The sequence below is a fragment of the Levilactobacillus suantsaii genome, assembly GCF_014069315.1.
Taxonomy (GTDB): domain Bacteria; phylum Bacillota; class Bacilli; order Lactobacillales; family Lactobacillaceae; genus Levilactobacillus; species Levilactobacillus suantsaii.
The window spans coordinates 2,325,168-2,342,876 of the sequence record NZ_CP059603.1 but is presented as its reverse complement, the minus strand read 5'-3'; the positions used below and the strand labels follow the sequence as shown (position 1 = coordinate 2,342,876).

General features: G+C 50.0%; 20 protein-coding genes. 14 read left to right on the top strand and 6 right to left on the bottom strand.

The window, feature by feature from the left end; translation table 11 throughout:
* The first annotated feature begins 7 nt into the window (after positions 1–7).
* From H3M12_RS10995 to H3M12_RS10935, 13 genes are all read left to right on the top strand, one after another.
* On the top strand, positions 8–427 hold the full coding sequence (locus H3M12_RS10995; RefSeq protein WP_129031313.1) for a F0F1 ATP synthase subunit epsilon: 420 nt from the start codon (positions 8–10) through the stop codon (positions 425–427).
* A 197-nt stretch (positions 428–624) separates the two neighbouring features.
* Positions 625–855, top strand: coding sequence for a DUF1146 family protein (locus H3M12_RS10990; RefSeq protein ID WP_129031312.1), 231 nt, complete (start codon positions 625–627; stop codon positions 853–855).
* Positions 856–888: 33 nt separating this feature from the next.
* On the top strand, positions 889–2,202 hold the full coding sequence (murA, locus tag H3M12_RS10985; RefSeq protein ID WP_129031311.1) for a UDP-N-acetylglucosamine 1-carboxyvinyltransferase: 1,314 nt from the start codon (positions 889–891) through the stop codon (positions 2,200–2,202).
* Between the two features lie 188 nt (positions 2,203–2,390).
* Positions 2,391–3,395, top strand: coding sequence for a rod shape-determining protein (gene mreB / locus H3M12_RS10980; protein ID WP_129031310.1), 1,005 nt, complete (start codon positions 2,391–2,393; stop codon positions 3,393–3,395).
* A gap of 26 nt (positions 3,396–3,421) precedes the next feature.
* On the top strand, positions 3,422–3,718 hold the full coding sequence (gene yidD / locus H3M12_RS10975; RefSeq protein ID WP_129031309.1) for a membrane protein insertion efficiency factor YidD: 297 nt from the start codon (positions 3,422–3,424) through the stop codon (positions 3,716–3,718).
* A 14-nt stretch (positions 3,719–3,732) separates the two neighbouring features.
* Entirely contained in the window at positions 3,733–3,957 is a 225-nt protein-coding gene (locus tag H3M12_RS10970; RefSeq protein WP_129031308.1) for a DUF2969 domain-containing protein, read from the top strand.
* Between the two features lie 97 nt (positions 3,958–4,054).
* Entirely contained in the window at positions 4,055–5,260 is a 1,206-nt protein-coding gene (locus H3M12_RS10965) for an FtsW/RodA/SpoVE family cell cycle protein (protein ID WP_225423476.1), read from the top strand.
* 15 nt (positions 5,261–5,275) lie between these two features.
* The gene (locus tag H3M12_RS10960; protein WP_129031306.1) at positions 5,276–5,578 is read left to right on the top strand and encodes a glycine cleavage system protein H; all 303 of its coding nucleotides are present in this window, start codon (positions 5,276–5,278) and stop codon (positions 5,576–5,578) included.
* Between the two features lie 249 nt (positions 5,579–5,827).
* Positions 5,828–6,691 carry an SPFH domain-containing protein gene (locus H3M12_RS10955; RefSeq protein WP_129031305.1) on the top strand — a complete coding sequence of 288 codons (864 nt, stop codon included), beginning with the start codon at positions 5,828–5,830 and terminating at the stop codon, positions 6,689–6,691.
* Between the two features lie 25 nt (positions 6,692–6,716).
* Positions 6,717–7,697: a DUF2785 domain-containing protein gene (locus tag H3M12_RS10950; protein ID WP_170954921.1), complete on the top strand. Its 981-nt coding sequence runs from the start codon at positions 6,717–6,719 to the stop codon at positions 7,695–7,697.
* Positions 7,698–7,776: 79 nt separating this feature from the next.
* Positions 7,777–8,922, top strand: coding sequence for a D-alanine--D-alanine ligase family protein (locus H3M12_RS10945; protein ID WP_129031303.1), 1,146 nt, complete (start codon positions 7,777–7,779; stop codon positions 8,920–8,922).
* Between the two features lie 70 nt (positions 8,923–8,992).
* On the top strand, positions 8,993–10,570 hold the full coding sequence (locus H3M12_RS10940) for a glycerophosphodiester phosphodiesterase (RefSeq protein WP_129031302.1): 1,578 nt from the start codon (positions 8,993–8,995) through the stop codon (positions 10,568–10,570).
* A gap of 325 nt (positions 10,571–10,895) precedes the next feature.
* Positions 10,896–11,753 (top strand): helix-turn-helix transcriptional regulator, encoded by an 858-nt coding sequence (locus H3M12_RS10935; RefSeq protein ID WP_182150722.1) that lies wholly within the window; start codon positions 10,896–10,898, stop codon positions 11,751–11,753.
* Between the two features lie 540 nt (positions 11,754–12,293).
* Here the strand turns inward: H3M12_RS10935 and H3M12_RS10930 are convergent.
* The 4 genes from H3M12_RS10930 to H3M12_RS10915 form a co-directional block, all read right to left on the bottom strand.
* A complete protein-coding gene (locus H3M12_RS10930; protein ID WP_129031300.1) occupies positions 12,294–12,776 on the bottom strand; it encodes a universal stress protein in 483 nt (160 codons plus the stop codon).
* Between the two features lie 97 nt (positions 12,777–12,873).
* Complete coding sequence (locus tag H3M12_RS10925) at positions 12,874–13,164, bottom strand: hypothetical protein (RefSeq protein WP_129031299.1); 291 nt, start codon at positions 13,162–13,164, stop codon at positions 12,874–12,876.
* A gap of 353 nt (positions 13,165–13,517) precedes the next feature.
* Positions 13,518–14,801 (bottom strand): replication-associated recombination protein A, encoded by a 1,284-nt coding sequence (locus H3M12_RS10920; RefSeq protein ID WP_129031298.1) that lies wholly within the window; start codon positions 14,799–14,801, stop codon positions 13,518–13,520.
* Between the two features lie 29 nt (positions 14,802–14,830).
* A complete protein-coding gene (locus H3M12_RS10915) occupies positions 14,831–15,298 on the bottom strand; it encodes a YueI family protein (RefSeq protein ID WP_129031297.1) in 468 nt (155 codons plus the stop codon).
* Between the two features lie 75 nt (positions 15,299–15,373).
* On the opposite strand from H3M12_RS10915, the gene H3M12_RS10910 reads away from it, so the two are divergent.
* Positions 15,374–15,970: a DUF1054 family protein gene (locus tag H3M12_RS10910; RefSeq protein WP_129031296.1), complete on the top strand. Its 597-nt coding sequence runs from the start codon at positions 15,374–15,376 to the stop codon at positions 15,968–15,970.
* A 289-nt stretch (positions 15,971–16,259) separates the two neighbouring features.
* On the opposite strand, the gene rpsD is transcribed toward H3M12_RS10910, so the two are convergent.
* Both rpsD and H3M12_RS10900 read right to left on the bottom strand, forming a co-directional pair.
* Positions 16,260–16,865: a 30S ribosomal protein S4 gene (gene rpsD / locus H3M12_RS10905; protein ID WP_129031295.1), complete on the bottom strand. Its 606-nt coding sequence runs from the start codon at positions 16,863–16,865 to the stop codon at positions 16,260–16,262.
* 196 nt (positions 16,866–17,061) lie between these two features.
* A complete protein-coding gene (locus H3M12_RS10900; protein ID WP_182150721.1) occupies positions 17,062–17,532 on the bottom strand; it encodes a GAF domain-containing protein in 471 nt (156 codons plus the stop codon).
* Positions 17,533–17,709: the final 177 nt, after the last annotated feature.

The window sequence follows — 17,709 nt, the reverse complement described above, 5'->3', positions numbered from 1 at the left end:
ATTCTAATTGGCTGATAATTCATCAGTTCTATCCGTTAGTATCGTCACTCCCGATGGTCGTGTCTATGATAACGATGGCACCTTCTTGGCCGTAACGACCAAGCTGGGGCAACTCGGGATCATGCCTAACCACGTGCCCGTCATCTCTTCTTTGGAGGTTGACGTGGTCCGGGTCAAGCATGATGATACTGAGGACAAAATCGCCGTCAACGGTGGTTTTCTCGAATTCTCGAACAATACGGCTACCATTGTTGCTGACAGTGCGGAACGTCAAGATGACATTGACGTTGCCCGGGCCGAAAATGCCCGGCAACGCGCCGAGAAATCGATCAAGCAGGCTCAATCTGCGCACGATGCTGATAATTTGGCACGGGCCCAGGTGGCTTTGCGGCGAGCGGTCAACCGGATCAATGTTGCCAAGCACTAGGCGTCATAATTTAAACGTCTCTTATGAAACGGTAATCTCCATGTGGGAGATTACCGTTTTTTTGCGGCAATGGCGTCGCCGCTAAATCACTAGTGGATAAATGTAATATTACAACTGGGCGTTTTAAGGGAATTCCAAGGGACAGCGTGCATAAATTATGCTATAGTTAATGGGAATGTTCGGGAAGGATTGAGCGAATGAAGTTACTAGGTATCCAAGGCATCTTAACCATTACGAGTCACCTATGCTTCATCGCATTGGCCTTTTGGTCGATTTCTGCGTTACACATTGAACGGTTAATGCCGTTTTATCCCCGGCAGGCCCGCGTATTGATTGTAATGCTCGCGGTGGCGGTCGGTTTTGGCTGCAGTTCATTCTTCTTGGACTTCATTGATAATGTTCGTAATCTGGGCTATCTCGTACGGTAGCGTAGACCTATAAAAAATCTCTGGAGGTATCCCATGGAAAAAATCATTGTTCATGGTGGGAACCGCTTATCTGGTGTAGTTCAAATCGAAGGAGCAAAGAATGCCGTGTTGCCCATTTTGGCAGCGTCGATTCTAGCCCGTGATGGGATTACGCATTTAGCAAATGTTCCGGTTCTATCTGACGTTTACACAATGAATAAAGTTCTACGCTTCTTGAATTTAAGCGTGGACTTTGATGAAGCAAAGCGACAAATCACGATTGATGCGACGAAGCAACTGTCGAGTGAAGCGCCCTTTGAGTATGTGTCGAAGATGCGGGCCTCGATTGTCGTGATGGGACCACTCCTGGCCCGCTTGGGTCATGCCCGGGTGGCATTGCCTGGCGGATGCGCAATTGGGACGCGACCGATCGATTTACACCTGAAGGGTCTGCAAGCTTTGGGTGCCCGCATCGAACAACATGATGGGTACATTGAGGCGTTTGCCGATCACCTGACGGGAAGCCACATTTACCTTGACTTTCCGAGTGTGGGAGCGACCCAAAACATCATGATGGCGGCTTGCTTAGCACAGGGAACCACTGAAATCGATAACGTGGCGCGCGAACCCGAAATTGTGGACCTCGCTAACATTTTGAATAAAATGGGCGCTCACGTTCGGGGTGCGGGGACCGAAACGTTACGGATCGATGGAGTCTCTGCCATGCACGGAACCGACCATAACGTGGTTCAAGACCGCATCGAAGCCGGCACTTTCATGGTGGCTGCAGCGTTGACGCAAGGGAACGTCTTGATCAAGGACGGTATCGTTGAACATAACAAGCCCCTGATTTCCAAGTTACAAGAAATGGGTGTGCAAGTCACGGAAGAAGCTGGCGGGGTCCGGGTCATTGGCCCGAAGACTTTACGCCCAACTGACGTGAAGACCATGCCATATCCAGGTTTTCCCACGGACATGCAGCCGCAGATGACCATTCTGCAGCTCGCAGCTGAGGGGACTAGCACCATGACTGAAACGGTTTTTGAAAACCGCTTTATGCACTTGGAGGAACTCCGGCGGATGAACGCGCAATTCCAAATCAGTGGCCGAACAGTTGTCATGCACGGCCCAACTGACTTTAACGGGGCCGAAGTCGCAGCGACTGATCTCCGTGCCGCCGCCGCGTTGGTTTTGGCGGGCTTGGTTGCGGATGGTTATACGCAAGTCACTAATCTCAAATACTTAGATCGCGGCTATTACGACTTCCATAAGAAGCTGACCGCCTTAGGTGCTGAGGTCAAACGCATTACCGTGCCAGATAATGATACGGTCGTGTTGGCAAACAAACGCGTAAACAACGAAATCTAAACACGAGAGCGTTTAGTGGTTTCCCGCTAAATGGCGCCCGCAAGGGGATCTGGGACTAAGGCCTAGGTCCCCTTTTATTATGATGGGGCGGTGGCTCAAGTTAGCCTTGACAAACCGTTTAGAGTTTGGGTGGAGTATGGTATAATAAAATGTTGAAAATTGGCATAAAATCAGGAGGAAACAACAGTATGGCGAAAGACATTGGAATTGATCTGGGGACTGCGAACGTTTTAATTTACGTGGTCGGCAAGGGTATCGTATTGAACGAACCATCCGTGGTCGCGATTGACACGAAGACCGATAAAGTATTGGCGGTGGGGTCTGAAGCCTACCGAATGGTGGGACGGACACCCGGCAATATTCGGGCGATTCGGCCGTTAAAGGACGGGGTCATTTCTGATTTCGACATCACCGAAGCCATGCTATCTTACTTTATTAATAAGTTGAGTGTGAAGGGCTTTTTGTCCAAGCCCAACATCATGATTTGTGCGCCAACCAACATTACGGAAATCGAACGGAAGGCTATCATTCAGGCGGCTGAAAAGTCGGGTGGCGCCAAGGTCTACTTGGAAGCTGAACCGAAAGTCGCAGCGTTAGGTGCCGGCATGGACATCTTCAAGCCAAGTGGCAACATGGTCATCGACATGGGTGGTGGAACCAGTGATATCGCCATCTTGTCGTTGGGTGACGTCGTCTCAAGTCGCTCTATTCGGGTGGCTGGTGACCGGATGAACTCGGAAATCGTCAACTTCCTTAAGCACAAACATAATTTGATCATTGGGGAACGGACGGCCGAAACCATTAAAATCAAGATTGGGACGGCTTACCCCGAGCCAGGTAACGATGACAAGACCATGGCCGTTCGGGGACGGGATTCCGTTTCGGGGATGCCGACCGAGACCACAATCACGGCCACGGAAGTTGAAGAAGCCATTCATGACTCCGTGGACCAAATCGTTGAAGCCGCTAAGTCCGTATTAGAGACGACACCGCCAGAATTGGCCTCTGACATCATCGACCGGGGCATCATGCTGACCGGTGGGGGCGCTTTGTTAGACGGTATCGACAAGCTCTTCTCCCAACGACTGACGGTCCCCGTCATCATCTCAGAAGATCCGTTGGATAACGTGGCCAAGGGTGCCGGTGTCTTACTAGAGCACATGAACACCAAGACGGCTAAACAAAACAACTAGACTCTTTAGTCAGGGGGGATGAACTGATGCGTCGTTTATTAATGTTGCTGGTCCGGGGCTATCAGCGCTGGATCTCGCCACTATTTCCACCGACCTGTCGGTACTATCCCACCTGTTCAACGTATATGTTGCAGGCGTTGACCAAACACGGTGCGGTGAAAGGAGGACTAATGGGCTTGGCCCGGATCTTACGGTGCCATCCCTTGGTTCGTGGTGGCATCGACCCAGTTCCTGATCATTTCACCCTGCGGCGCAACGTCGCGGCAGAGCGCGCTTATCGCCAAAAAATGGGCTTAGATAAGTCGCAACCCACGATTAAGTAAAAGGAGAAATCGGCATGAGCAAACGAGAAAAAGCGGTGCAGGTCACCGTGGATGAGCAAAAGTTACCAAACGGGGAAACGATGTCCGTTTTAAAGATTGGCAAAGAAACCATCGGCACGGTCCAACCCTTAGAGGGCCGCTTTGCCGCTCAGTTAACGGATGGTGACGTTTACCACGTCAAGACCGTTGACGAAGGTGTCGAAGTGTTATTGCGGGACTATCATTTGCACCGCGGATAATAATTTTTGGTAAAATTGGCCGTAGGGGCAGTTCACGTTTTCCCTACGGCCTTTATAATTGAAACAAAATATGAGTTTGATTAAGGAGCAATTTATTGTGGCAAAAAATGCGACGAGACAGCAAGACGAGGTGGATTCCCGAATCGATTGGGGGATTATCTTTTGCGTGTTGATGTTGGCCTTGATTGGGTTGGCGTCGATTTATGTTGCGGCAACGCACGATTCGAGTGCGACCAGTGTGACCTCGGCCGTCGTGTCTCAATTGGTCTGGTATGTGATTGGGACCGTGGCCATTATCATTATCATGCAGTTTGATTCTGAACAGTTGTGGAAAGTTGCCCCGTTACTTTACGGGATTGGGCTTTTTCTGCTTTTCGCCGTGCTGATTTTTTACAGCCGGTCGTACTATGCTAATACCGGGGCGCGAAGTTGGTTTGCGATTGGGTCGTTGACCTTCCAGCCCTCTGAAGTGATGAAACCGGCCTTCATCTTGATGTTGGCGCGGGTCGTAGCGGACCATAATAATAATTTTCCGGTCCACACGTTTAATTCCGATTGGCGGTTGATTGGGAAAGTTATCTTATGGACCATTCCGGTGGCCGTTGCCTTGAAACTTCAAAACGACTTCGGTACGATGTTAGTGTTCTTCGCCATTGCTGGGGGCGTCATCTTAGTTTCTGGTGTGACCTGGAAAATTTTAGTCCCATCATTTAGTTTGATTGCTGTTATCGGGGGGACCGCCCTGACGCTGGTGACGACTGGTTGGGGTCGAAAAATTTTGGAGAAGGTCGGGTTCCAATCTTACCAATTCTCTCGGGTCGACACCTGGTTACATCCTTCAGCCGATACGTCTGACCAGGGATACCAACTCTGGCAGAGTATGAAGGCCGTTGGTTCTGGCGGTATCTTTGGGACCGGGTTCAACACGTCACACGTTTACGTGCCCGTGCGGGAGTCCGATATGATTTTCTCCGTCATTGGTGAAAATTTTGGGTTTATTGGTGGTTGTGTGCTGATTTTCCTGTACTTCCTGTTGATCTACCAAATGATTCGGGTCACGTTCGATACGAAAAACGTCTTCTATGCTTATATCTCGACGGGGGTCATCATGATGATTCTCTTCCACGTGTTCGAAAATATCGGGATGAGTATTGGGCTGTTGCCCCTGACTGGGATTCCATTACCCTTCGTGAGTCAAGGGGGGTCGGCGTTGATTGGAAATCTGATTGGGATTGGATTAATTATGTCAATGCGGTATCATTATAAGAGTTACATGTTTAGTCGTAACGAATCGTTTAAATAAAGGAGCTTTTGCATTATGAGTGAAATGGTAAAGTATTTCTGGACGAAGGCCACCGCTGATGGGACCCGGATTGGTTTGACAACTGAGGGTCAAGACGAATTAGGGACCATCAAGTTCGCTAAGTTACCAGCCGTTGGCGACCAAGTAAAGAAGGGCGACAACTTGTTGAACGTTGAAGCCGACAAAGCTGTTTCCGATATTCCTAGCCCAGTTACGGGTAAGGTCACGGCAGTCAACCCCGCTTTAGCCGATAGCTTTGATGCGTTAAATGGCAGCGATGCAGATGCTGCTTGGTTTGTTGATGTTCAAGAATATTAATTCTTAAGACATCCGGAAGCTTAATTAAACGACTTCTACATAAAACGACGGGACAAGCCCTAATTGGCTTGCCCCGTCGTTTTAGTTGGGCGACTTTGTGGGACCTACTAAGTCAGGTATAATGGAGTTGAAAAGTGCTAGCCTCTTTAACGAGGCAGTTGGCACGGTCACCGGTTAATTGAAGGCCTAATAGTATCGTTTAAAAGCGGTTGGCCGGTAAAATATAGGGTGTTGAAAGGAATGGGTCACATGACGGAGAAAAACGTGTTTCACATTAATGGCTACTTAGGGTTGATTCTGGTCCTGGCCTTGTTGGCTGGTGGGGGCTACTGCCTGTTTCTAACAGCGGGCTCGCGGGCCTTAGGGGTCCTGGGTGTACTCTTGATTGTAATCGCTATCTTAGGAGCCAGCAGTCTCACGATTGTGAGTCCTAACCAGTCGAAGGTGCTGACGTTTTTTGGCCGGTACATCGGGACGATTCGCGAAGCCGGTTTGTACTTGACGGTGCCTTTGACTAACAAGACCACGGTCTCCTTGCGGGTGCGCAACTTCAACAGTACGATCCTCAAGGTCAACGACTTACAAGGGAATCCCGTAGAGATTGCAGCGGTGATTGTTTTTAAGGTAGTCGATACCAGTAAGGCTCTCTTTTCCGTGGAAGATTACGAGCAATTCGTGGAGATCCAAAGCGAGTCGGCTATCCGGCACGTGGCGTCCGAGTATGCCTATGACAACTTCGATGACCAACAGGCCGTCACGTTGCGTAGCAATCCCACGGAAGTTTCCACGCATCTGACCGAGGAGTTACAGGAGCGGTTGACGGTGGCCGGGGTCAAGATTGTTGAGACCCGCTTAACGCACTTGGCTTACGCCACAGAAATTGCGTCCGCCATGCTCCAGCGGCAACAGTCGCAGGCCATTCTATCGGCCCGAAAAATTATCGTTGAAGGGGCGGTTTCTATTACTGAGGGGGCGATCAGTCGCTTGACGGCCGAAACGGATCTGAATTTAACTGACGGCCAAAAGCTCCAATTGATTAATAACATGATGGTTTCGATTATTAATGAGCGGGGATCACAGCCGGTCATTAATACTGGTAAAGTGGACGCGTAAGACAATAGCTGTGGGGGGCTAAATGATGACTAAAAAAATTGAAATGGATGCGCAGATTATTGCTGTCCGAGACCAATTACAAAAGCTACGCGATGAGCTACACGATGGGAACGTGTACCAGACGTTGGGCCAACGGGTCAGCCATATTATTTTGAACACTCGTCGGCGGCAGCGGACGACCGTGACGTTACCGCCCGATGTCGCCCAACTTGAGGAATGGTTGGCGCCGTTAATAGCAAAAGACTATCACGTGACACACGTGTCTCAAGCCGATTTGGATTTGGTCTTACCCTACCTACGGTCCACGGATTATCGGACCCGCTATGGATTGGCCCTACCAACGCTTATTCGGTTTGTGGATAGTGGGGTATTATCAGCGGACCAGTTTCGGTGGTTAGCATTGCAGCTTTTGGGACCTGATTATTTATTTAATCATATTTTGGAACCCGTCAATCGCGGCGCATTCGGGCGAGCAGCCGCGACGCGACTATTGGCGGTGGTGATGGAATACGAAAACAATCATCCCGGGACCGTCCATTTGAATGTAGACCACTTTGTCATCCAAATTGCCACTTATATTTGTTTAGAAACGGATACTCGCGGGTTTGTCACGCACAGTGGCCAGTTGACGACCTTTAGTGAGATGGCTTTTTTGATGGATCGCTTGGGGGCGGGGGATTGGTTACCACGAGCCGATAAGATTTTCTTGATGGTAATTTTGTTTGAACGCCTAAAGCAGCTGAAAACGCCCTTGTACAACGGAGAATTGACCCAGATTAGTTCGTATTTGACGACTTTGGCTAATCGAAATGTCCTTTACGAATCAGCACTCCTTGACGCTTTAAATCAATGGCCAGATTTAGGTGGCTTTCCAAGCCTTGAAGATAGTAACACTAGCCGGTGGAACCTCATGTTTAATGGTCGCCGACTGGCTGGGGACCTGTGTTTTCAGTTAGATCTCCCCAAACGCATCCAAGATAATTTGATGCGCCGGATGGTTTTATAGCATAAAATTATTCTAATATTCAGAGGGAAATGGTATACTGAAGGCTAACCGAAATACACACGTTAGGATGAGTGACATCATGGAAAAAAACAAGTTACACGTCGGTTTATTATTCGGTGGTAATTCCTCCGAGCACGACGTTTCGAAACGCTCTGCTCGTAACATTTACGATGCAATGGACAAGACCCGCTATGCTGTGAGTTTATTCTTACTGACCCGCGACGGTTTCGTCCTGAGTGACGCAGCTTCTCGGCGCGTTTTTGACGGCGAAGATGAGGCGCAAGTTGCCGCGGAGGAACAGGCCCAAGTTGACCCGGCAAACCCATTGGCACCCATTTGGAATCTCTCTGAAGCAAAGGATATTGATGTGTTCTTCCCGATTATTCATGGTAATTTGGGTGAAGACGGGACTATCCAGGGGCTTTTCCGGTTGTTGAAAAAACCCTATGTTGGTAGTGACGTCTTGGCATCGGCCACGTCCTTTGATAAGGACCGCACGAAGCAGGTCTTGACGGCGAACGGCATCCGCAACACCAAGTATGTGGTGGTCACGCCGGCAAACCGGGAAAACTACGATTACGCCACGGTCAAAGCGCAGTTGGGCCAGGATGTCTTCATCAAGCCCGCCAACCAAGGCTCTTCGGTCGGTATTCATAAGGCTAGCAACGAACAGGAGTATCTGGAGGGGCTAGAAGATGCTTTCCGGTACGATTACAAGGTGTTAGTCGAGGAGACCATTGCGGGCTTACAAGAAGTCGAGATTTCCATTTTGGGTAACGAGCATCCCCAAGCGTCCAAGCTCGGGGCGATTCGGGTCCCAGAAAAGGACGTTTTCTACGATTACAATAACAAGTTCGTGGACGCCAGTGGGGTGACCTTCGAGGTTCCCGTGAAGTTGCCTGAAAAGTTGACGACGGAAATCACCACGATGGGTCTACAGACATACGTTGCCTTAGGCCTTAAGGGGATGGCCCGCATCGACTATCTGGTTTCCAAGGACGGTGTGCCGTACGTGGGTGAAGTCAATACCTTGCCTGGTTTCACCAACATTAGTTTGTATCCACAATTGTGGGAGGCTTCTGGCATCAGCTATACTGAATTGATCGACCGTTTGATTGATTTAGCACTAGCAGAATTTAAACGCCAGGACCAATTAGCTTACGACTTTGTCCCGTTGGATAACCACTCGGCCGCTTCGACGTACAAGTTAAAGAAACAACAGTAGATTGAGAGTTTGAGTCGGTGAGACGCTTTGGCGGACTCATCGGCTTTTTTTGTGGAGGGGAGTCTTTAGGGTGATACGATGGCGAGAACTAAAAGCGGTTTGGCGCGTGGGGATGCTGACGCCGCGGTTAACATGGGGCTGGGCCGGCCTTATTTTGGAACTGGGCTTATTGCGATGGTGCGGTCAGTTTCCCGGCTGGGCTGTTGGCCAGGTGGCCTTAGTAGTCCTCTTATTGGCTAATGTGGTTTGGCAATTCCGCCAAGTTGCCCAAAGCTATCGTGCCACGCCGTTCTTTCAGCGCGGTTGGCGCGTGGGACTGGCCTGGTCGGGCCTGTTGGTCAGTCTAGTAGGACTCGCTTTACCCTGGGGCTTGTGGGGTTTAGGCAGCCGCTTCTTAGTTCGTCTCAAATTACCTGCTGCGTGGGTCAACGACATCAGCCTGTACCGTCACCCGTTATTGGGGGCCGTTGCCGTCGTCTACCTGGTCTTAGTGGCGTACAGCCTGATTTGGGGACCGCAGCATTGGCGGTTGACGACTGTTATTGGCACGCCCCGACAGATGCTTCAAGGACTGGGCTGGTTAGCTGGTCTGATGCTAAGTTGGGGGATGATGAGCGGGGCCTTAGTGGTTGGTAACTGGGCCGTTGATCAGTGGCTATCGCCGAGTGGTGCGACGGCGTTTGCGTTGGGGTCTTTAAGCCTCATCTTAGCGGGATATACCATGGCGAGTCTCTTAGGCACGGTCACCCTTATTTGGTGTTGGTGTGGTCAGCCTGCGGTGGCAGTACCGCGGATGCAACGCTCACGGTGGTCACTGGGTGGTCTGGTGTTAGTTTGGGTCGTGATCAGTGGGGCGGTCATCGTGCAGGCTTGGCAGATGCCCCGTTTTTTAGCGACCACGGTCATCAGTCACCGGGGATTGGATGCTGGTGTGGGGGTTCAAAATACGTTAGGCGCGTTGCGTCACACCAAGCGGCTCCACCCCCAATACGTGGAAATGGATCTGCACGAGACCCGGGACCATCGCTGGGTCGTCCTCCATGATGAAAATTTAAAGACCCTCGCGCATCGTAACGTGACGCCGCACCAGTTGACCCAAGCTCAACTTAGCGGGCTGACATTGCGAGAAAATGGCCAACGTGGGCGTCTAGTGAGTTGGCCAAAATATTTGAAGACGGCTGAACGGCTTCACCAGCCGCTATTGGTCGAGCTCAAGACCACCCCAACGGATTCGCGGGGGATGGTGCGGCGGTTCGCTCACTTGTACGGGGCACGCTTACGACGAGACCATTCGGCCGTGCATTCGCTAGATTACCGAGTGGTGGCGCAATTACGCCGGGTTGCGCCCCGGTTGCGGGTGGGGTTCATCACGCCCTTTAATTGGGTGGATCCAGCCTCGGTCCCAGCAGATTTTTATTCGTTTCAGCAACGTTCGCTCAGTGATCAGTTCATCTTGGCAGCCCATCGGCAGGGCGCCGCAACGTATTTGTGGACGCCGGACGCCACGACAGCGATGAGTCGGGCGTGGGCCTTAGGGGTCGATGGCCAGATTACGGACCAAGCCGGGCGCTTACAACGGGTAGTGGCCCAACGCCCTAATCGGGTGTTCTGGGCGATTGTGGCCAACTTTACCTTAAGCTATATTTGAATTATCAAGTAATTGACTAAATGGATAAAATACGAACATTAATAAAATATTCGGTAAACGATAGTTGTGTGAATCGGGCGGTTAACAAAAAAATGATAAAATGGTATATACAGATTAAAGTTCATTAATAAAGCGGTAAATTGCTTGTGTTTCCTCATAAATCACTTATTATAAGAATTAATGATAAAGAGATTGGGGATCGTTGATGGGAATATCGGTGACGGGGTATGAAAAAGGTTACCGAATATATTAATCGATTTTTAAAGAAAGGTTCGTCTTTATCATCAATGCTGAGGATTAGAACTGACTTAAGAGGAGATATGAGATGCGCTTACTAGGGGACAAGCTCAAACAATACCGCAAGCAAAAGAATTTATCGCAGCAGGAATTGGCTGAAGGCATCTGCACGCAGGCCACGGTTAGTCTGATGGAGAAAAAGAATAAGGTACCAAGTATCAAAATCATTTTGGAAATTTGTCGTCGACTGAATATTTCGTTTGAAGATGTCTTGACCGGAATGGGGAACGGATTAGACGAGCAATTCAGCCGTTTATCGCGGGCCTTGCGCTTCGGCGACTTTCATGGCGCCGACCGGATTCTGGTCCAAATCGATTTGGCGAGCATCCAGAATTCCTTTGACCGGGAACGCTACCACTATTTCCGGGGTTTCGTGGAGATCTTCTCGCGGCAACGGACGGACGAAGCGATTTTCCACTTCAACTTATTGTTACACCGGTCTTACCGGATGCCATGGGACCTGTACGCTATCGTCAGCAACTTAGGGATGGCCTTAGCCTACGTTGACCGTAAGGAGTACGACCAGGTTCACTATTACTTACGCGAAGCCATGGCTTACTTAGATGGTTACGAGTGGCATGAGGAAGGGGAGTTCAAACGCTTGATTTGGGCCCGTTACCGGATTGCACAATTATACACACAATTGGAACAACCCCAACTGGTCAACGAAAACGTGGATGCCGCTTTGCGGTTGGTAAAGCAAGAAGATTCCTTATACTTAATCGATGTTTTGTACGAATTGAAGGGGCAAGCGGAACAAGCCTTGTTGGCAACGGCTGCGGCTAAGCAGAGTCTGGAGATTGCTAAGACGCTGGCTGTGGTGACCCACAACGAAGCCCTACAGCAGCGTTTAGGTCGGACCACGGGGCCCATTTTAACCGATTAGAGCGGTAGTTGAATCAACCTCAATAAGTAAGGGGTGAAACTATCGATTTATGGGGCTTATGGTGGCTACTCTTCGTGTTCTCGATGTGGTTTGGAACAGAACACTTAGATAATTTCTATCGAACCCATCTAAATATAGTCAATAATATTTGGTTGAATATGGTCGTAGTGGGGGTGTACTCGATCATCATCTATTTTACACTGGGGCGTCGGTTAGTTTTGATCGTTATGCTCTGTGTTGCCAACCTCCTAGTAGACGTTGGGCTTCTTAGGCGGAACTAGGACAGTCCGCTTAAACGGTGTGATAGTAATTTACAAATTTTGAAACAAGACGTTAAAGTGCACCGCCTTTAAATGGAAAAACCATTTGAAGGTGGTGCACTTTTTAAGTTATTCAGGGCATGGTCATGACCATGGCAAATCCAAGATGATACAAAAAAAGACCGTGAAAAATCAGCCACTAACGAGTGACGGAAGACCGTTAGTAACAAAAAAAGAGCCCGGGAAGACTCCCGGACTCGGATAATGGCTTGGTTAAGAATTACTCTTGGTTGGCAATGGTGGTTTTGGCCGGCTTGTTGTTCAAGTCGGTCCGGACCACAATCACATCGCAAATAGCGGTTCGAGTCACGTATTCGGTTACGGATCCAATTAAGAGCCGTTCCACCGCGTTTAACCCGGTGGCCCCAATCATGATCAAATCGGTATCGTTGTCGCGCGGCACGTCGCGGGCAATGATGGTCTTAGGCGCTCCGTATTCGATGGCGTAGTCCACTTTTTCGAGGCCTTCCGCCTTGGCATCTGAGATGTACTTATCGAGCGTCTTCTTTGCCGTCTCGGTCACTTGTTCCACCATACTGGTATCGAAGCTCGAGATGTTTTGGAAAGCGCGGGTATCGACAACGTGAACGAGATGTAAATCAGCATCGTTACGCTTAGCCACGGCCACGGCTTTTTTGAAGGCTAATTCCGCCTCGTAGGAGCCATCAACTGGGACTAAAATGTGCTTGTATTGTTGTAACATATATGTTCACCTCTCATTACTTGATACTTTCATGATACGTTATTTGCGTTGAAATAAAAAGTAAAATGGCAAAAAAAGCGGCAAAATTTGTAACCGGTTACTCACCTTTAGGGAACCAATGGACCAAAATCAATTGTAAGCTGATGATGGCAATGACCCCCACCAGCAAGATGATCGAGATGAAAACGAAGTTGTTCATGATGGTAGCTACGGCAGCGATGAGACCGATAATCATGAGGATGATGCCCCCCCAACTGAGGACGTGACTTAAGGCTGGGGTACTTTCGGGATGAAAGACTAAAAAGGCTCGGCGCCGGTGACTGTAAAAGTACCAGCCGATACCAAAAGATAATAGGGTGTAGCAAATCATAAGTATGGTGATTAACACAACACATTTCCTCCTTGACACCGCATGGGTGCGACTGAGCACTAGTTTACTAGGACGCCGACGAAACCGCAAGCGGGAGTTAAGCCCAAAAGAAAAGGACCACTCAAAGGAATGGTCCTCAAAGCACGGGGCTTTGATGTTCTAAGTGGTGCCGTTAATTGTCCAGTCATGTTGACCCGCGATGACAATGCAGGGGGGAAAGCGAGATAACGATTCTGACTACCAAGTGAAAAGGCCTGTCATAGGCGTTATCATTGGCGATCCCTTATAAGAATTACTTGTTCGGCAACTTGTAGTAAGACAACGCGTACACCTTAGAATCACTTGTATCTTAGCATATAAATATTTAAATATCAACGCTCAGGCTTGTTCGCTTGCCGCAGGCGCCGGTACTGTTCACCCAGCTTTTGTTCGAAGCGCCCGTTGGCCTTAGGGTGGTAGTATTGTGCGTGCCGTAAGGTGTCCGGGAGGTATTGTTGCGCGACCCAATCATTGGGGAAATCGTGGGGAAACTGATAGTTAGTCCCGTGACCCAACTGCTTGGCGCCGGCATAGTGGGCATCCTTCAAGTGATCGGGGACGACGCCACTGTGACCGTTGCTGACATCGTCTAAGGCGGCGTCGATGGCGCTGATCCCTGAGTTGGATTTTGGCGACAGGCAGAGGTCGATGACTGCATCGGCTAAGGGAATCCGGCCTTCAGGAAGACCCAACTGTTGGGCAGCGTGGACGGCTTGAACGGTCCGTGCCGCTGCTGGAAGGTTGGCCATCCCCACGTCTTCGTAAGCAATGACCATGAGTCGTCGACAAATCGACGGCAGGTCACCGGCGGCCACCAGTTGGGCCAGGTAATGCAACGCCGCGTCGGTATCGCTACCCCGAATCGACTTTTGAAACGCGGAGATGACGTCATAATGGGCGTCGCCATGCTTGTCACCGACCAAGGCCTTACGTTGGAAACATTCTTCGGCGATAGCTAAAGTCACGTGGATTCGGTCGTCATCGGCAGTTGGTGGCGTGGACTGGGCGGCTAGCTCCAGGCCATTCAAGGCGCTCCGTAAATCACCGTTGGTCGCATCCGCCATGAAGTCCAGGGCGTCAGCTGCTACATCTAAGGGGAGTTTGCCCAGACCCCGGTCGTTATCGTGTAATGCCCGTGTTAAGGCGGTCACGATATCAGCGTGGGTCAGGGGATGCACCTCAAAGATCTGGGTTCGGCTCCGAATGGCCGGGTTGATGTTTAAGTAGGGGTTCTCGGTGGTTGCCCCGATTAGGATGATGCGCCCGCTTTCAAGGTGGGGCAACAGGAAGTCCTGTTTAGTTTTATCGAGCCGGTGGATTTCGTCGAGCAGTAAGATCACGGTGCCACTCATCTTGGCTTCTTCGGCGACGACTTGGAGATCCTTTTTAGAATCGGTCGCGGCGTTCAGCTTGTGAAAAGCGTACTTGGTCGAGCCGGCAATCGCACTGGCAATGCTCGTTTTTCCGGTACCGGGTGGGCCGTATAAGATCATGGACGACAGGAGCTTAGCGCTGACCATCCGGGCAATGATCTTGCCGGGGCCAACTAAATCCTGTTGGCCCACGACGTCTTCGAGGCGTTGGGGCCGCATCCGGTAGGCTAAAGGTTGTGCCAAAATTTAAAAACTCCTTTATGAACTGGACGTTAATGGTCAAGCAAGCGGCCCAACCAGCTAGTTTTCTTAGATGTGTCGTCCGCATCGTTTGCTTGTGTGGTCGTGTCGTCAGGGTACTTCTTGGTCAAATCGATTGGCGACTGATTAATAGCCGTATCACTAGCTACGATAAGGCCATAGTCACTGTCATTGATGCCATAAATGGTATCTTGACGAATCGTGAACTGGACGTTGTGCTGACTCGCCACTTTGAGGTAGGGGCCCAAGTCGCTTTGGTCGATGTGACCGTTTAAAATAACCTGGTAATCCGGGTGTGCGGTAATCTCGGTAATGAAAGCTGATAAGTTTTGATGATCCACGACTTCCGCAATGGTCATCGCAAGTGAGACCCGTTCCCGGAAAGTTCCGAGATAACGCCGCTGTTCGTCAGGTTTAACCTTAGGCGTGCCATACATGGCTGCATCCATATGTTGTTCCATCGAACTCTTATCCGACATGTTAATCCCTCTTTTCAACGTAGTGGCATTAGTATAACATGTAATCACGAGCAAGCAGTACTAGGAGGTGCTGGGATGTACCTGAACAGTGACTTTGACATTTTCAACGACACCACGTTGGCGGGACGATTGGAGAAAATCAAGACCCAAATCGACCCGAAATTCATGGCGACCGTGACTGCCGTGCAACCGCAGTTGGCAACGATTGGCGGACCGGTGTACGCTCATGTTGCCCAACACCGCCGTCGTAGTAAGAACCCACCACCGGATACCTGGGTCGCGTGGAGCACGTCCAAACGGGGATACAAAATGTTACCGCACTTAGAACTGGGTCTGTGGGACGACCGGTTGTTCATCTGGCTGGTCGTTCTCCAAGAAGTTCGCCAGCGGCAGGCCACGGTAGCTCGGGTTTCGACTGAGTTGTTGACCGCGTTGCCCGCTAATTTTGAGTGGGCCATAGATCATACGGATAAGACGGATCACCAGCCGTTGACCTTGACCGGTGCGCAACAACTGATGACGGCACAACGCCACCCCCACGCCGAGTGGCTGGTGGGGCGGACGTTTCCTCGGGGGTCGGCTTTCTTTACCGGTCACGCAGCGCGCCAACTCCAAACGATTCAGGCCACGTTGGCGGCGTTAATCCCGTTGTACCGGGCACTTTTGGGGTAAACTTGGCTAGCTGACGCAGTTGACGAAGTCCTAAATAGAAATTTTGCGTTTGGGCCTCATTAGTGCCGCTAAGCTGCTAAACTAAGTCATAGGAACCCCGCCAATGTACCGGGGAACCTAATACGCCGAATCAAGATTATCAGGAGCTCCCATGTGGTGGGATACATGGGAGTTTTTTTGTGGGGATAATTTCACGCAAAAAAACATCCCCGCCAATCAGCGGAGATGTCTTTTTAGCGTACCCAACAGGGTCGCCAGCCGTTAAAGTGAGGACTAAACCTCGCGTTAATTAACGGTTGTAGTATTCAACGATTAAGGAGTCATCGAGTTCAGCATCGAGTTCTTCACGTTGTGGGAACCGAGTTAATGAACCTTCCAACTTGTCAGCGTTGAAGTCAACGTATTGTGGGCGACCCACAACGGCTTCAACGGCACCCTTGATAACGGCTAAGTCCTTGGACTTTTCGCGAACGCTGACCACTTGGCCAACTTCAACTTCGTATGAAGGAATGTCCACACGCTTGCCATCAACAGTGATGTGACCATGGTTAACCAATTGACGAGCTTGACGACGAGTCGTTGCCAAACCTAAACGGTAAACCACGTTGTCTAAACGACGTTCGAGTAAGATCATGAAGTTAGTCCCGTGGGTTCCTTCCTTGATCTTACCAGCGCGCTTGAACAGGTTGTAGAATTGACGTTCCGTCAAGCCGTAGGTGAACCGTAACTTTTGCTTTTCGCGTAATTGCGTTCCGTATTCGGAAAGCTTTTGACGACGGCCTTGACCGTGGTCACCAGGGGCGTAAGGACGCCGTGCTAATTCTTTACCAGTGCCGGAAAGGGAAACCCCTAAACGACGAGAAATCCGCCAACTTGGGCCAGTATAACGTGACATAAATTGAGTCCTCCAATAAATTTATTTGGAGTAAAATAAGGCCATTTATAGGCTTAGTATTCGTGCAGATCATTTTGCAAGTTTCACCCTATGCAGCCGCAGGTTACTCCTTGAGCTTTCAAACGCAATGATCTGTTGACGAGCTTACCGCCCATTGCTGCATTATTTTACACGACGATCAGTATAACCGGAAACCTTAGGCTTTGTCAACATGCGTGAGTAAAACCCGGGCGAATTCTTCTAAGACGTGTTGGTCGTCGACTGAGAAACGGTCGATCGATGGGGAATCGATGTCCATAACACCGAGCTTGGTGCCGTCGGCTAAAGTCAATGGCACTACGATTTCGGCGTTGCTGGCCGAGTCACAAGCGATGTGGCCAGCAAATTGGTGGACGTCAGCGATTCGTTGTGTCGTTTGGGTGCTCAGAGCGGTCCCGCAAACGCCACGATTGTTTTCGATGTGCACGCAGGCGACGTTACCCTGGAAAGGGCCGAGGATTAAATCATCAGTTTGGGGTTGGTAGAGGTAAAAGCCAGCCCAGTTGATGTCTGCAACGGTTTGCTTTAAAAGGGCTGAAGCGTTGGCCAAGTTGGCCGTGAGGTTCGTTTCACCGTGGAGCAAAGCGTCGAGTTGTGCGGTGATTAAAGTGTTGATTGGTTCCGTCATGCAAAAACCTCCAGTAGTTAAAGTTCAAAATAGATAGGTAGAAAATCCTAATAGGATAGCAAAATCTAGTGAAGCGTTGGGGACTTATGCTATAATTGGGATTAGATTAAATTGTAAATTAGACCGAGCGTTTTTACAACTCGTTGAGCGTTTAAATGTGGATGAAGGATGGGGTCA

Excerpts from the sequence above, each read along its gene's own strand:
- H3M12_RS10900 (WP_182150721.1), bottom strand. The coding sequence starts at position 17,532 with ATGACGGAACCAATCAACACTTTAATCACCGCACAACTCGACGCTTTG.
- H3M12_RS10945 (WP_129031303.1), top strand. The coding sequence starts at position 7,777 with ATGGAAAAAAACAAGTTACACGTCGGTTTATTATTCGGTGGTAATTCC.
- H3M12_RS10910 (WP_129031296.1), top strand. The coding sequence starts at position 15,374 with ATGTACCTGAACAGTGACTTTGACATTTTCAACGACACCACGTTGGCG.
- mreB (WP_129031310.1), top strand. The coding sequence starts at position 2,391 with ATGGCGAAAGACATTGGAATTGATCTGGGGACTGCGAACGTTTTAATT.
- H3M12_RS10955 (WP_129031305.1), top strand. The coding sequence starts at position 5,828 with ATGACGGAGAAAAACGTGTTTCACATTAATGGCTACTTAGGGTTGATT.
- rpsD (WP_129031295.1), bottom strand. The coding sequence starts at position 16,865 with ATGTCACGTTATACTGGCCCAAGTTGGCGGATTTCTCGTCGTTTAGGG.
- H3M12_RS10950 (WP_170954921.1), top strand. The coding sequence starts at position 6,717 with ATGACTAAAAAAATTGAAATGGATGCGCAGATTATTGCTGTCCGAGAC.
- H3M12_RS10930 (WP_129031300.1), bottom strand. The coding sequence starts at position 12,776 with ATGTTACAACAATACAAGCACATTTTAGTCCCAGTTGATGGCTCCTAC.
- H3M12_RS10990 (WP_129031312.1), top strand. The coding sequence starts at position 625 with ATGAAGTTACTAGGTATCCAAGGCATCTTAACCATTACGAGTCACCTA.
- murA (WP_129031311.1), top strand. The coding sequence starts at position 889 with ATGGAAAAAATCATTGTTCATGGTGGGAACCGCTTATCTGGTGTAGTT.
- H3M12_RS10970 (WP_129031308.1), top strand. The coding sequence starts at position 3,733 with ATGAGCAAACGAGAAAAAGCGGTGCAGGTCACCGTGGATGAGCAAAAG.
- H3M12_RS10935 (WP_182150722.1), top strand. The coding sequence starts at position 10,896 with ATGCGCTTACTAGGGGACAAGCTCAAACAATACCGCAAGCAAAAGAAT.
- H3M12_RS10915 (WP_129031297.1), bottom strand. The coding sequence starts at position 15,298 with ATGTCGGATAAGAGTTCGATGGAACAACATATGGATGCAGCCATGTAT.
- H3M12_RS10960 (WP_129031306.1), top strand. The coding sequence starts at position 5,276 with ATGAGTGAAATGGTAAAGTATTTCTGGACGAAGGCCACCGCTGATGGG.
- yidD (WP_129031309.1), top strand. The coding sequence starts at position 3,422 with ATGCGTCGTTTATTAATGTTGCTGGTCCGGGGCTATCAGCGCTGGATC.